This is a genomic window from Streptomyces litmocidini (assembly GCF_014649755.1).
In the GTDB taxonomy this organism is placed as follows: domain Bacteria; phylum Actinomycetota; class Actinomycetes; order Streptomycetales; family Streptomycetaceae; genus Streptomyces; species Streptomyces litmocidini.
This window is the reverse complement of sequence record NZ_BMTQ01000002.1, coordinates 17,031-30,712: the sequence shown is the minus strand read 5'-3', so window position 1 is coordinate 30,712 and position 13,682 is coordinate 17,031. Positions and strand designations below refer to the sequence as shown.

Annotated in this window: 13 protein-coding genes, 1 tRNA gene and 1 riboswitch; of the genes, 10 read left to right on the top strand and 4 right to left on the bottom strand. The window is 73.8% G+C overall.

The genetic code is table 11. The features are described 5' to 3' along the window. The first annotated feature begins 123 nt into the window (after positions 1–123). Positions 124–705, top strand: coding sequence for a phosphatase PAP2 family protein (locus IE180_RS03370; protein ID WP_229860274.1), 582 nt, complete (start codon positions 124–126; stop codon positions 703–705). A 45-nt stretch (positions 706–750) separates the two neighbouring features. Here IE180_RS03370 and IE180_RS03365 read toward each other — a convergent pair whose 3' ends face one another. Beyond that, positions 751–1,707, bottom strand: a complete 957-nt coding sequence (locus IE180_RS03365) for a sigma-70 family RNA polymerase sigma factor (RefSeq protein WP_190155249.1) — start codon at positions 1,705–1,707, stop codon at positions 751–753. A 174-nt stretch (positions 1,708–1,881) separates the two neighbouring features. Here IE180_RS03365 and IE180_RS03360 point away from each other — a divergent pair, with 174 nt between their 5' ends. From IE180_RS03360 to IE180_RS03320, 9 genes are all read left to right on the top strand, one after another. Then, entirely contained in the window at positions 1,882–2,376 is a 495-nt protein-coding gene (locus tag IE180_RS03360) for a rhodanese-like domain-containing protein (protein ID WP_190155248.1), read from the top strand. 53 nt (positions 2,377–2,429) lie between these two features. After that, a tRNA-Met gene (locus tag IE180_RS03355) sits at positions 2,430–2,503 on the top strand. 107 nt (positions 2,504–2,610) lie between these two features. After that, positions 2,611–3,351 carry a MerR family transcriptional regulator gene (locus tag IE180_RS03350; protein ID WP_190155247.1) on the top strand — a complete coding sequence of 247 codons (741 nt, stop codon included), beginning with the start codon at positions 2,611–2,613 and terminating at the stop codon, positions 3,349–3,351. Between the two features lie 188 nt (positions 3,352–3,539). Then, a complete protein-coding gene (locus tag IE180_RS03345; RefSeq protein WP_190155246.1) occupies positions 3,540–3,917 on the top strand; it encodes a hypothetical protein in 378 nt (125 codons plus the stop codon). Between the two features lie 61 nt (positions 3,918–3,978). Then, positions 3,979–5,001 (top strand): PLP-dependent cysteine synthase family protein, encoded by a 1,023-nt coding sequence (locus tag IE180_RS03340; protein ID WP_190155245.1) that lies wholly within the window; start codon positions 3,979–3,981, stop codon positions 4,999–5,001. Next, positions 4,998–6,236, top strand: a complete 1,239-nt coding sequence (locus IE180_RS03335) for an MFS transporter (RefSeq protein ID WP_190155244.1) — start codon at positions 4,998–5,000, stop codon at positions 6,234–6,236. Before IE180_RS03340 ends, IE180_RS03335 begins: the two co-directional genes overlap by 4 nt. Positions 6,237–6,345: 109 nt before the next feature. Further along, complete coding sequence (locus tag IE180_RS03330) at positions 6,346–7,557, top strand: PP2C family protein-serine/threonine phosphatase (RefSeq protein ID WP_190155243.1); 1,212 nt, start codon at positions 6,346–6,348, stop codon at positions 7,555–7,557. A 212-nt stretch (positions 7,558–7,769) separates the two neighbouring features. Continuing rightward, positions 7,770–7,934, top strand: a riboswitch (cyclic di-AMP (ydaO/yuaA leader). An 11-nt stretch (positions 7,935–7,945) separates the two neighbouring features. Further along, complete coding sequence (locus IE180_RS03325) at positions 7,946–9,037, top strand: M23 family metallopeptidase (protein ID WP_190155242.1); 1,092 nt, start codon at positions 7,946–7,948, stop codon at positions 9,035–9,037. A 52-nt stretch (positions 9,038–9,089) separates the two neighbouring features. Next, positions 9,090–10,037 carry an aldo/keto reductase gene (locus IE180_RS03320; protein WP_190155241.1) on the top strand — a complete coding sequence of 316 codons (948 nt, stop codon included), beginning with the start codon at positions 9,090–9,092 and terminating at the stop codon, positions 10,035–10,037. Here the strand turns inward: IE180_RS03320 and IE180_RS03315 are convergent. The 3 genes from IE180_RS03315 to lhgD form a co-directional block, all read right to left on the bottom strand. Further along, complete coding sequence (locus IE180_RS03315; RefSeq protein WP_229860273.1) at positions 10,034–11,365, bottom strand: PrsW family intramembrane metalloprotease; 1,332 nt, start codon at positions 11,363–11,365, stop codon at positions 10,034–10,036. The two genes, IE180_RS03320 and IE180_RS03315, sit on opposite strands and share 4 nt — an antisense overlap. 81 nt (positions 11,366–11,446) lie before the next feature. Beyond that, on the bottom strand, positions 11,447–12,166 hold the full coding sequence (gene trmB, locus IE180_RS03310; protein ID WP_229860327.1) for a tRNA (guanosine(46)-N7)-methyltransferase TrmB: 720 nt from the start codon (positions 12,164–12,166) through the stop codon (positions 11,447–11,449). Positions 12,167–12,294: 128 nt separating this feature from the next. Next, positions 12,295–13,479, bottom strand: coding sequence for an L-2-hydroxyglutarate dehydrogenase (gene lhgD / locus IE180_RS03305; protein ID WP_190155239.1), 1,185 nt, complete (start codon positions 13,477–13,479; stop codon positions 12,295–12,297). Between the last annotated feature and the right edge of the window lie 203 nt (positions 13,480–13,682).

The window sequence follows — 13,682 nt, the reverse complement described above, 5'->3', positions numbered from 1 at the left end:
CCCGGACCCCTTGCCCCCCCGCCCTCCCCGTACCTCTTGAACCCCTTGCCCCTTGAACCCCTTGCCCCTCGAACTCCCGCCCCCTTTGAACTCCCGTACCACCGAACCCCCTAGGAGCGGAGCATGACGGACGACACGACGACCGGGACCCTCCGGGCGGTCCTGCACGACATCCGGGCCGTCGACGGCGCCCTGTACGCCGCGGTGGCCGCCACTTCCACGCCCACGCTCGACACCACGCTCCGCCGGCTCTCCACGGCGGCGAACCACTCCAAGATCTCCTTCACCGTCGCCGCGGCCCTCGCACTGGTCCCGGGCCGGCCGCGACGGGCCGCGCTCGCCGGGGTCGGGGCGATCGCGGTGGCCTCGGCCTCGGCGAACCTGCTGGGCAAGCGGCTGGTCCGCAGGCCGCGGCCGGACCGGGAGGCGGCCCGGGTGGTGGTGGGCCGGCACGTCCCCATGCCGACCTCGGCGTCGTTCCCCTCCGGGCACACCGCGTCGGCGGTCGCCTTCGCCACCGCCGTGGGGTCGGTGCTGCCGCCCCTGTCGCTGCCCCTCGCGGCCCTGGCGTGGACCGTGGGCTACTCCAGGGTCCACACCGGCGTGCACTACCCCGGCGACGTCGCGGCGGGCGCCCTCCTCGGCGTCGCGAGCGCGGGCGCCTCCCTGGCGGCCGGGAGCTGGTGGGCCGCCAGGGAGAGGTGACCGCCCGTCGGGCGGTGCGGTCGGCGGTACGGGACGGGGGCCGGATCAGTACGTCGCCCCGGCCAGGTCCTCCTCCGTGAAGCCGAGCGCCTCGACGCGCTCCGGGTCCGCCAGGATGTGCAGTTCGACGATCCGGTCCCCGACGATCGTGAACGTCATGAGCGCGCCCGGGCGTCCCTCGACGACCGACAGGACGGCGGGCTGGCCGTTGGCCACGACCCGCAGCGCGCCCGTGCGGAACTTCGCGTACGTGAGGGCCTGCGCGATGACGGCCTCGGCGCCCCGGACGACCCGGGAGACGGCCGCGAGGGTCCTGCCGCCGTCCGCGCGCAGCACCACGTCCGGGTCGAGGACGGCGAGCAGCCCCTCGAAGTCGCCGCCGTGCGCGGCGGCCATGAAGGCGTCGGCGATCTCCCGCTGCCGCCGTGCGTCCGGGCCGGGGGCGGGGGTGGCGTCCTGGACCCGGCGGCGGGCGCGGCTGGCGAGCTGGCGGGTCGCCGCCGGGGTGCGGTCCACGATCTTCGCGATCTCGTCGAAGGAGACGGCGAACATGTCGTGCAGCACGAACGCGAGCCGCTCCGCCGGCCCCAGGGCGTCCAGGACGACGAGGAGCGCGAGCCCGACGGATTCGGTGAGCTCGGCCGCGTGCTCCGGGTCGGTGGTGTCGGCGACCCGGACGACCGGGTCGGGGACGTAGTACTCCAGCGGGTCCTCGCGGCGCGAGCCGCGCGAGCGCAGCATGTCCAGGCAGACGCGGCCGACGACCGTGGTCAGCCAGCCACTGAGGTTCTCCACCCCGCTGACGTCGCTGCGGCTGAGCTTGAACCAGGCCTCCTGGACGGCGTCCTCGGCCTCGCTGAGCGAGCCCAGCATGCGGTAGGCCACCGCCCGCAGATGGCCGCGGTCGGCGTCGAAGCGCCGGGCCAGGAAGTCCTTGTCGAGCCCCTGGCCGACTGCCGTTTCGTGGTCCACTCGTCGATCTCCCCGTTCGCGTCCCGTCATGCCGTCATGACGGATGGAATGCTGCGGATGTGACAGCGGAGACCGGGCCTCCGGATTCCGGTGTGTGAGATCCCCGCCGTCTCGTGGCGAACGCCCGGGATTCCCCGGCCGGTGCCCCCGATCGCCGTGAATCCCCACTTCAGCACGGTGATCTTCGTCCGTAGATTGATCACCATGACGACGACGACTCCGCAGGTCAACCCCGTACTCCGCACGCCGCCGGCCTCCCCCGCCGCCGCGGCCGCCTACTTCTCCGCCAGCCTCGCCTTCCACGCCGACGTCTCCGACGTGGCCTCCGCGCTCGCCACCGCCGCCGCCGAGGGGACCGACCCGGGCTTCGTGGTGATCGACTCCCGGTCCACCGCCTCCTGGGACCAGGGCCACGTCCCCGGCGCGGTCCACCTGCCGACCGCGCTCGTCCCCGAGCAGGCCGAGCAGCTGCTCGACCGGTCCGTGCCGGTCGTCACGTACTGCTGGGGCCCCGGCTGCAACGGCGCCACGCGCGCCGCGCTGGCCCTCGCCGAGCTGGGCTTCCAGGTGAAGGAGATGCTCGGCGGCTTCGAGTACTGGGTGCGCGAGGGCTTCGCGTACGAGACGTGGGAGGGGCCCGCGGAGAAGGCCGCCGACCCGCTGACGGCGCCGGTCGACTCCGACGACTGCGGGTGCTGACGGAAACCGATTTCGTGATCGCCCCAGTCATGCCGTAGAGTCGTGTTTACCGACGCGGGGTGGAGCAGCTCGGTAGCTCGCTGGGCTCATAACCCAGAGGTCGCAGGTTCAAATCCTGTCCCCGCTACTCAGTAGCGACGAAGGCCCGGATCCAGTCACTGGATCCGGGCCTTCGTCGTGTGTCCGGACGCTCCGCTTGACCTTGACGCAGCGTCAAGATCTAGCGTTCTCGGCATGGAGTGGTCGATCCAGGAGATCGCCAAGAAGGCCGGCACCACCAGCCGCACCCTCCGGCACTACGGGGAGCGCGGACTGCTGGAGCCGAGCCGGATCGGCGCGAACGGTTACCGGTACTACGACCAGGCGGGGCTCGTGCGGCTGCAGCGGATCCTGCTGCTGCGCGAGCTGGGGCTCTCGCTGCCCGCCATCGCCGAGGTCCTCGCGGGGCAGCGGGACGCCTCCGCCGCCCTGCGCACCCATCTCGCCCTCCTGGAGCGGGAGCGCGAGCGCATCGGACGCCAGATCGCGTCGGTGCGGACCACTCTGCGGAAGACCGAGAGAGGAGAGGAACTCATGGCCGACGAGGTGTTCGACGGTTTCGACCACACGCGGTACGAGGAGGAGGTCACCGAGCGCTGGGGCCGCGACGCGTACGAGAAGGGCGACCGCTGGTGGCGCTCGCTCACCGACGCCGAGAAGAAGGCGTTCGTGGAGGAGCAGGCCGGCATCGCCCGCGACTTCGGACGAGCGGCCCGGGACGGCCTGGCCGCCGACAGCGACGAGGTGCAGGAGATCGCACGGCGCCAGATCGCGTGGCTGTCGACGACCACGACGCCGAGCAGGGAGTACGTGATCGGCCTCGGGCGGATGTACGTCGACGACCCGCGCTTCACCGCCAACTACGACAAGCACGGCGAGGGCACCGCGGTCCTCGTCCGGGACGCGATGGAGGTCTACGCGGAGCGGAACCTCTGACGGAGGACCCGTCCGGAGCGGACGGGAACCCCTGCGCCCGTCCGGAGCGGACGGGAACCCCTCCGGACCCGTCCGGGGCGGGGTGGACCCGTCCGGAGCGGGACGGGCCTGTCTGAAGTAAACGGTGGCCGAAACCGGGCCCGCCTCTTTGCGGCCGCGTCGCGCCCCACCGTAACCTCACGCGCACCATGAGTGACGAGCGTGTGAGCGATGTGAGCCGGCGGGCGCCCGCCGTGCTCGTCCTGCTCGCGCTCCTCGCCCTCCTCGTGAGCGTCTGCCACGGCTCCCACGGGCACGTGCTGCCGACCTCCGGCACCGCCACCGTCTCCGCCCCCGCGCACTCCCACGGCTGCGAGCGGTCCGGGGACGCCTGGACCTTCGACGCCCACCTCCCCGCGCAGGCCCCCGCCTCCCCGCTCGCCGCGCCCGACGCCGACGGAGCCTCGGCCCCGCCCCACGCGGCGGACCTCCGCACCGATCCCCGCGCGCGCTGCGTCCGGTACCGGGCGGGCCCCGGCCCCGAACCGGGCCGGCTGCTGCTCGCCCTCGGGGTGGACCGGAACTGAGCCGGGTCCCGCACTCGCGTGACCAGGTTCCCTTCCGCACACCCCCCGAGGACACACCCCCATGACCGCACCACCGGCGCTTCCCGTCGACGGACAGACCGTCGGCAACACCCCCGTCCTGTGGACGGACGACGGCTACTGGGCCAAGCTCGAAGGCTTCAACTTCGGCGGCATCAAGGACCGCGCCGCCCTCTACATGGTCGAGCAGGCCCGCCGCCGCGGGGAGCTGCGGCCCGGCGCCCCGATCGTCGAGTCGACCTCCGGGACCCTCGGTCTCGGCCTCGCCCTCGCGGGCGTGCTCCACGGCCACCCCGTGCACGTCGTCACCGACCCCGGTCTCGAACCGATCGTCGAGCGGATGCTCGTCGCCCACGGGGCCCGGGTCCACGTCGTCCCCGAGCCCAGCCCGCACGGCGGCTGGCAGCAGGCCCGGATGGACCGGGTCGCCGAGCTGCTCGGGAGCCTCGACGGGGCCTGGTGGCCCGACCAGTACGGGAACCCCGACAACCCCGCCGCGTACGCGGGGCTCGCCGCCGAGCTGTCCGCGCAGCTCGACCGGATCGACGTCCTGGTCTGCGCGGTCGGCACCGGCGGCCACTCGGCCGGGATCTCCCGGGCCCTGCGCGCCGGCTCCAGCCCGGCCCTGGAGCTGGTCGGGGTGGACTCGGTGGACTCCACCGTCTTCGGCCTTCCGGCCGGGGAGCGGCTGATGCGCGGCCTCGGCTCCTCCATCCACCCCGGGAACGTCGACCACGGGGCCTTCGACGAGGTGCACTGGGTGGGCCCGGCGGAGGCGGTCCGCGCGGCCCGCCGACTGGCCTCGCGGCAGTTCGCCACCGGCGGCTGGAGCGTGGGCGCCGTCGCGCTGGTCGCCGGCTGGCTGGCCCGGACGCGGCCGCGCGGGACCCGGATCGCGGCCGTCTTCCCGGACGGGCCGCAGCGGTACTTCGACACCGTCTTCAACGACGAGTTCTGCGCGGCGCACGGGCTCCTCGACGGTCCCGTACGGGAGGACCCCGCCGCGTACGTCTCCGCCGACACCGTCACCGGCTGGACCCGCCGGGCCCTGGGGCGTGTCCGATGACGACGACGGCGACCACGCGCGCGAAGGCCGGGGGCGTCTGGAGGCAGACGCGCACCTTCGATCCGGCCGTACGGCTCCTCTTCCTCAACCAGCTCACCATCAACCTCGGCTTCTACATGCTCATGCCGTACCTGGCCGCGCACCTCGCGGACGGGCTCGGCATGGCCGCCTGGGCCGTCGGTCTCGTCCTCGGCGCCCGGAACCTCTCCCAGCAGGGCATGTTCCTCGTCGGCGGGGCGCTCGCCGACCGGCTGGGCTTCAAGCCGCTCATCGTGGCCGGCTGCGCGCTGCGGACGGTCGGCTTCGGGGCGCTCGCCTTCGCGCAGTCGCTGCCGACCCTGATCGCGGCCTCGCTCGCGACGGGTCTCGCGGGGGCCCTGTTCAACCCCGCCGTGCGGGCCTGTCTCGCGGCGGAGGCGGGGGAGGAGCGCCGGGTGGAGGCCTTCGCGCTGTTCAACGCGTACTACCAGGCGGGCATCCTGCTCGGACCGCTCGTCGGGGTGGCCCTGACGGGGGTGTCGTTCCGGCTGACGTGCGTGGTCGCGGCGGTGCTGTTCGCCGGCCTGACCGTCGTACAGCTCCGGCACCTGCCCGTACGGGCCTCCGCGGGTCCTGCCGGGGAGGCCGCCGGTCCTGCGGGGGAGGAGGGAGCGCGGGGGCAGTTCCGCACGGTGCTCTCCCACCGCACCTTCTGGCTCTTCTCGCTCGCCATGACCGGCTCGTACGTGCTCTACTTCCAGGTCTATCTGGCGCTGCCGCTCGCGGCGGGCGGCACGGGCACGACGACCGCGCTGTTCGTCGTCTCGGCGCTCGTCGCGCTCGCCGGGCAGCTGCGGATCACGGCCTGGACCCGGCGCCGGCTCAGCCGGGAGCGGTGTCTCGTCCTCGGGCTCGCGCTGATGGGCGGGGCCTTCCTCGCCCCGGCCGCCCTGGGCCGGGGGCCGGTGGGACTGCTGCTGTGCGCGGCGGTCCTGGCCGTCGCGAACGCGGTGCTCTACCCGTACGAGATGGACACGGTCGTCGCCCTCTCCCGGGGGCGCTGGGTGGCCACCCACTACGGGCTCTACAACACGGTGTGCGGGATCGGGATCACCCTCGGGAACCTGGGGACCGGCGCGCTCCTCGACGTCACCGGCTGGTCGGCGGCGCCGTGGCTCGCGCTGTGCGCGGTGGGCCTGGGCTGCGCGGCGGCGATGGAGATCCTCGCCCGGGGCGGGCGGCTCGCGGCCGGCTGACCCCGTACGCCACTCGGCCCCGTGGGAGTCGCCGCCGCGGGCGGCGGCGGCCACCCTGGGAGGGCGCGGCGCGGACCGCGGCCGGGTCGGACCGGGCAGGAGAGCACAGGTGGGGCACCCCCTAGGAGCGGCGGGCGGAGGACGGCGGGACGGCGAGGGCCGCCCCGAGTACGGCGGTGCCCGGCGGTTCATCCGCGCGCTGCCCCCGCTGGTCATCGCGGGCGGTGTCGTCTTCGACCTGGCGACCCCGCCCGCGTACACGGCGTCGCCGCTCTTCTCCGCCGCCCCGCTGATCGCCGCGCCCTTCTTCTCGACGCTGACCACCCTCCTCACCGGGATCGGCGCCGTCCTCGCCTCCGTGGGGCTGCACTTCTACAACGGCACGGCCGACGAGGTCCCGGCGCTCACGGAGACCCTGACCGTGGTCACCGTCTCCGTGCTCGCCCTCCTCATCAACCGGGTCGTGCGCCGCAGCGGCGAGCGGCTCGCCTCGGCGCGGGTCATCGCCGAGACCGCGCAGAAGGCGGTGCTGCCGACGCCCGCCGAGCGGATCGGCGGACTGCAGTGCGCGGCGCGGTACGAGGCGGCGCAGGCCGACGCGTTCATCGGCGGCGACCTGTTCGCGGTCCAGGACACCCCGCACGGGGTGCGGCTCGTGGTCGGGGACGTCCGGGGCAAGGGGATGGACGCGGTCGAGGCCGTCGCCATCGTCATCGGGGCCTTCCGGGAGGCGGCCGAGCAGGAGCGGACCCTGGAGGGGGTGGCGCAGCGCCTGGAACGGGCCCTGGCCCGGGAGGGCACCCGCCGGCACGGCCTCGACGCCTTCGAGGGGTTCACCACGGCCGTCCTGGCAGAGATCCCGCGTGCCGACGGGAGCGGGACCTTCGGCGGTTTCGTACGGGTCGTCAACCGGGGGCACCCGCCGCCGCTGATGCTGCACGCGGACGGGGGGCTCGAGACGCTGGAGCCGGGCGAGGCGGCGCTGCCCCTCGGCATGGGCGACCTGGCGGCGTGGCCGGACCGGGCGGAGGCGCGACCGTTCCCGCCGGGCGCGACGCTGCTCTTCTACACGGACGGCCTCTCGGAGGCGCGGAACGCGCAGGGCGTCTTCTACGATCCGGCGGCGCGCCTCGCCGGACGGATCTTCCCGGGACCCGAGGAGCTGCTCGACGCGCTCGTGGGCGACGTACGGCTCCACACCGGCGGCGGGTCGACGGACGACATGGCGCTGCTCGCGCTGAGCCGCCCGGCGACGGGGCAGCCCGAACGGCGCCGGACGATGCCGGTGGTGCCGCCGGGCGGGCCCGGTCACCAGGCGTAGTCGAGAGGTGTCACTGCGATAACAATTGACATAACGTCAGATCGCGAAGGTTTCACCCTTCCCCCCTTGCGCCTCTCTGAAGGGGGGTCAACTCGGGCGATACGCCCTCAATTCAATGAATGATCAAGGGGAACGGCTTGGAATCGGGACCCCCTGTCTATTAACGTTCGATAACGCAGCGCGGTCGTCCCAGCCGCCGCAAGAGGCGGCACCGTGCGCACGCGCCGAATCCTGAAAAGGAACCGGGGAACCACCACTTGGGGTGAATCGGGCCCCTTCGCACCCGTGCGAACCACGCACGCGCGCGGTCGAGCCCGTAGGAGACCTTCCTGCTCCGAACCCGTCAGCTAACCCGGTAGGCGAGAAGGAAGGAAAGGAGCGCGCCCCCGTGGCGTCCAACACTCCCGCACCCGAAGCCCCCTTCGACGCGTTCGGTGGCGGTGCGGGCCCCGCCGCCGCCTCCGACACCGAGTGGAACCCCACCGAGGGCTCCCTCCGCGCCGAGAACCGCTCCGGCGGCCGGCACCGGGTCGTCAAGCAGCGCTCCAACTTCGCCCGCTCCTCCACCGTCCTCGGCGTCGGCGTCATCGCGGCCGTCGGCGCGGGCGGCCTCGCCACCGCGCAGGAGAAGCCCCCGGTCTCCATATCGCTGCCGGACCTCCCCGACCTGGGCCTGCCGGACGCCCACGACCTCCCCGGCGTCGGCGACCTCCTTCCCGAGGAGCACAGCGCGCCCGTCACCGCGGACCGCGCCAACCCGAACCCGCTCACCGCCGCCACCTACACCACCGCGGCCGACGAGCACACCGAGCAGGCCGCCGCCCCCGCCGCGGGCGAGGCCCTGCGCGCCCGCATCCTCCAGCAGGCCGAGCAGCAGCAGGCCTCCGCCGACGCCGCCGAGAAGGCCGCCGCGGAGAAGACCGCGGCCGAGAAGGCCGCCGCGGAGGCCGTGGCCAAGGAGGCCGCCGCGGAGAAGGCGGCCGCCGAGGCGAAGGCGAAGGCCGAGGCGGAAGCCAAGGCGAAGGCCGAAGCGGAGGCCAAGGCGAAGGCCGAGGCCGAGCGCCTCGCCCAGCTCGCCGCCAGCTACTCGCTGCCGGTCTCCTCGTACACCCTCACCGCCACCTACATGCAGTCCGGCTCGATGTGGTCCTCCGGCTACCACACCGGCCTCGACTTCGCCGCCCCCACGGGCACCCCGCTCAAGGCGGTCCACGGCGCGACCGTCAAGTCGGCCGGCTGGTCCGGTTCCTACGGCTACCGGATCGTCCTGGAGCTGGAGGACGGCACCGAGGTCTGGTACTGCCACCTCTCGTCCATGCTGGTCAGCGCCGGCCAGACCGTCTCCACCGGCGAGACCGTCGGCCGCGTCGGAGCCACCGGCAACGTCACCGGCGCCCACCTCCACATGGAGGTCCACACCGCCGGTGGCGACGGCATCGACCCGGCCTCCTGGCTCCGTTCCAAGGGCCTGAGCCTCTGAACCCCCGACGATCGGCGGAATAGGCCCGGCGGCGGGAACGGTTGAATCACGTATGACCTCTCTGCGCCGACTGGGCACCTCCGACCTGCACGTCTTCCCCGTCGCCCTGGGCGGCAACGTCTTCGGCTGGACCGCCGACGAACAGCAGTCCTTCGCCGTCCTCGACGCCTACGCCGCCGCGGGCGGCAACTTCGTCGACTCCGCCGATGTCTACTCGGCCTGGGCCGAGGGCAACGAGGGCGGCGAGTCCGAGACCGTCATCGGCCGCTGGCTCGCCTCCCGGGGCAACCGCTCCGACATCGTCGTCGCCACCAAGGGCGGCGCCCACCCCCGCTTCAAGGGCCTCTCCGCCCCCACCATCAAGGCGGCCGCAGAGGAGTCGCTCCGCCGCCTCGGCACCGACCACATCGACCTCTACTACACCCACTTCGACGACGAGTCCGTCCCCGTCGAGGAGATCGTCACCGCCCTCGACCAGCTGGTGAGGGACGGCAAGGTGCGCGCCGTCGCCGCCTCCAACATCTCCCCCGAGCGGCTGCGCGCCTCCCTCGACTTCGCCGAGGCCGAGGGCCTCGCCCGCTACGTCGCCCTCCAGCCGCACTACAACCTGGTCTCGCGCGACACCTACGAGGGCCCGCTCCTGAAGGTCGTCGAGCACGCCGGACTCTCCGCCGTCCCGTACTACGGGCTCGCGGCCGGCTTCCTCACCGGCAAGTACCGCCCCGGCGCCGACGTCGACAGCGTCCGCTCCGCCGGCGCCGCCAAGCACCTGGAAACCGAGCGGGGCCGGGCCGTGCTCTCCGCCCTCGACACGGTCGCCGAGGCCCACGGAGCGGAGCCCGCCACGGTCGCCCTCGCCTGGCTCGCCTCCCGCCCGACCGTCGCCGCGCCGATCGCCTCGGCCCGCACGGTCGACCAGCTGCCGGCCCTCGTCGCGGCCGCCGGCCTCACCCTCACGGAGGCCGAAATGACCCTCCTCACGGAGGCCTCCGCGGTCTAGCTGCGGTACGGGTTGTAGCCGTCGTAGTCCAGGTACTGCGGCGGCGCCCAGGCCCGGCCCGTCACCCGGGCCGCGTACGTGAGGGCCGGGGAGGCGACCTCGCGACGCTGCCACAGGTGGTGCAGCAGCTCCTGCTCCCGGGCCGGGAAGTCGGGCCCCGCCGTGCCGCGCCGAGCCCGGTCCCGCAGGAACGCGAGGGTCGTCGCGAAGGACTCGTACTCGCCGACCGCCCGCGCGGCCGACGGCCCGTACGTCCGGGCGGCGAACGAGCGGGCCACCTGCCGGGCGCGCATCGAGGACAGCGCGAGCGGCTCGGCGGGCGCGAGCCAGCCGGCCGCCGCGTACGCCGGGAGCACCCCGGATATCGTGCGCAGCTCGCGCTGCCGGCTCCACACCGCCAGCCAGGTCAGCAGCCCGAAGGCCGGGACCATGAGCGCCCCGTACACCGCGTAGAAGGCCAGCGGGCCGCCGAGGGTGGCCGAGCCGTTCCAGGTGGAGTGCAGGCCCATGGCGAGCAGCAGCCCGGCCAGGGGCAGCAGCACCCGGCGCAGCCGCTTCCCGCGCGGCGCGAGGGCGGCGAAGCCGAAACCGATGCCGGTGAGCACGGTGAACAGCGGATGCGCGAACGGCGACATCACGGCCCGTACGAAGAAGGTCGCCGCGGTCACCGAACCGAGCCCCGAGGCACCGAACTCCTGGTCCTCGCCGAAGGCGTTCCCCAGGTAGAGGATGTTCTCGGTGAAGGCGAAGCCGGTCGCGGTGAAACCGGCGACCACGACCCCGTCGACGAGACCGCCGAAGTCCCGTCTGCGGAACAGGAACAGCAGCAGGATCGCCGCGGCCTTCGCGCTCTCCTCCACCACCGGGGCGACGAAGGTGGCTCCGAGGGTGTCGGCGGAGTCCGGATCGGCCGTGGTGGCGGCGATCCAGCGGACCGCGAAGGAGTTCGCCAGGATCGCGACGAGCGCGGCGGCGAAGGCTCCCCAGGCGAAGGCGAACAGCACGTTCTTCCAGGGGCTCGGCTCGACCCGGTCGAGCCATCGGAACGCCGACATCAGCAGCGGTACGGGAAGCACGGCCAGGCCCAGGCCCACGAGGAAGCCCCGCGTGCCGGTCTGCTCGCGGACCAGCGCCAGGATGACCAGGGCGCAGAGCGCGAGCAGCGTCACGACGGCGACCGCGCGGACCAGCCGGCTGCGCCAGAAGGCCCGGCGGGGCCGGTAGCGCCACTGGGACCGGTCGGCGGCGGCGGGGAAGGCCGGCTCCTCGGTGTCCCGGTACGGGACGGGAGCGGCGTCCGGCGGGGCGCCGGTGGCGAAGTTCGACACGTGAGCGACCCTAACGACCCGCACCGACACCGGCGACGGGGATATGCGGGTCGGGGCCCCGGAGCCCACGGGCCCCGGGGGTCACTTCCTCCGGAAGAGCAGGTCGTGGACGACGTGCCCCTTGTCGAGGCCCTGCCCCTCGAAGCGGGTGAGGGGACGGAAGTCGGGGCGGGGCGCGTAGCCGCCGTCGGCCTGCGTGTTCTCGTAGTCCGGATGCGCGGAGAGCACCTCGAGCATCTGCTCGGCGTACTCCTCCCAGTCGGTGGCGCAGTGCAGCACGGCCCCGGGCTTCATCCGCGGCGCCAGGAGGCTGAGGAACTCGGGCTGGATGAGCCGCCGCTTGTGGTGGCGCGCCTTGGGCCACGGGTCCGGGAAGTAGACCCGGCAGCCGTCGAGGGACGCGTCCCGGAGCATCTCGCGCAGCAGGATGACCGCGTCGCCGTTGGCGACCCGGACGTTGGTCAGACCGTTCCGGTCGGCGAGGCCCAGCAGGTTGCCCTGGCCCGGGGTGTGCACGTCCACGGCGAGGATCCCGGTCCCGGGATCGGCGGCCGCCATCTGGGCCGTCGCCTCGCCCATGCCGAAGCCGATCTCCAGGACGACCGGAAGCCCCTCGAACATCTCTTCGAGGTCGAGGACCCGCTTGCCGTCGATGTCGAGCCCCCAGTCGGGCCACCGCTTCAGCATGGCCTCGGCCTGCCCGTACGTGACGCGGCTGCGACGCGGCTGGAAGCTGCGGATCCGCCGCTCGTGGTGGGCCCCGGCGGGATCGGGCATGGGTCCCTCGCCGGGGGCGAACATCCGGCTGCCCCGCCGCGCGACGGGCTGTACGGGGGCGGCGACGGGCTGCGGGCCGTTCTCAATCTGCTCAGACACAATGCGGCCGATTCTACGGCGGACCCGGGAGAAGGGCCTCCGCACCCGGCGGGCTACAGGCGGGACAGGGCCCGGGCCGCCACCTCGCGCCCGATCGGCAGGGAAGCCGTGGCCGCGGGCGACGGCGCGTTCAGGACGTGCACCGTCCGAGCCGCCTCGCGGATCAGGAAGTCGTCGACGAGCGTCCCGTCCCGCAGCACCGCCTGCGCCCGCACCCCCGGCGCCGCCCGCCGCAGGTCGGACTCCTCGACGATCGGCAGCAGTCGCCGCACCGCTTCGGTGAAGGCCCGTTTCGAGAGCGACCGGCGCAGTTCGCCCGCCCCGTACCGCCAGTGCTCGCGGGCGATCGCCCACGAGCCGGGCCACGCCAGGGTGGCGCCCAGTTCGCGCGGGCGGACCACGGACCAGCCGTACCCCTCCTTCGCGAGGGCCGGGACCGCGTTGGGCCCGATGTGGACGCCGCCGTCGATGCCCCGGGTGAGGTGCACCCCGAGGAAGGGGAAGGCCGGGTCCGGGACCGGGTAGACCAGGCCCCTGACCAGCGACGGGTCCGCGAGCTCGTAGTACTCCCCCCGGAAGGGGACGATCCGCATGCCCGGGTCGTCGCCGGTGAGCCGGGCGATCCGGTCGCAGTGGAGCCCCGCGCAGTTCACCAGGACCTTGGCCCGCACCACGCGCCCGTCGGCGGTCGCCACGGCCACGCCGAACGGCCGCCGGTCGACGGCGGTGACCTCCGCGCCGTACAGGATCCGGGCCCCGGAGGACTCGGCGAGCCGCTCCGCGACCGCCCCGTAGTCGCAGATGCCGGTCGTGCCGACGTGGATCGCGGCGAGGCCCCGCACCCGGGGCTCGTACTCGCTGATCTGCGCGGGGCCGAGCTCGCGCACGGGGATGCCGTTCTCCCTGCCGCGCTGCACGAGCGCGTGCAGCCGGGGCAGTTCCTCGCGCGTGGTGGCGACGATGAGCTTCCCCGTCACCTCGTGCGGAATGCCCCACTCCGCACAGAACTTGACCATTTCGGCCGCGCCCTGGACCGCGAACCGCGCCTTGAGCGACCCGGGCCGGTAGTAGATCCCGCTGTGGATCACTCCGCTGTTGCGTCCGGTCTGGTGGCGCGCGAGGGCGTGCTCCTTCTCCAGGACCGTGACCCGGGTGCCGGGAGCGGCGCGCGTCAGGGCGTACGCCGTCGACAGACCGACGATCCCACCGCCGATCACCAGCACGTCACAGTCAAACACCAGCGCCACCTCCCGTCCCCGATAGTGCACTGGCCCACTGACAACGCGGCTAAACGCCCACCTCGTGGGACGCGCGTCACTTCGGGGACGCCCCTCGTGCCGGGCCGCCCCTCGCGCCGGGCCGTCTCGTGCCGGGCCGCTCCTCGTGCCGGGCCGCTCCTCGTGCCGGGCCGCTCCTCGTGCCGGGCCGCCCCGCGCGCCGG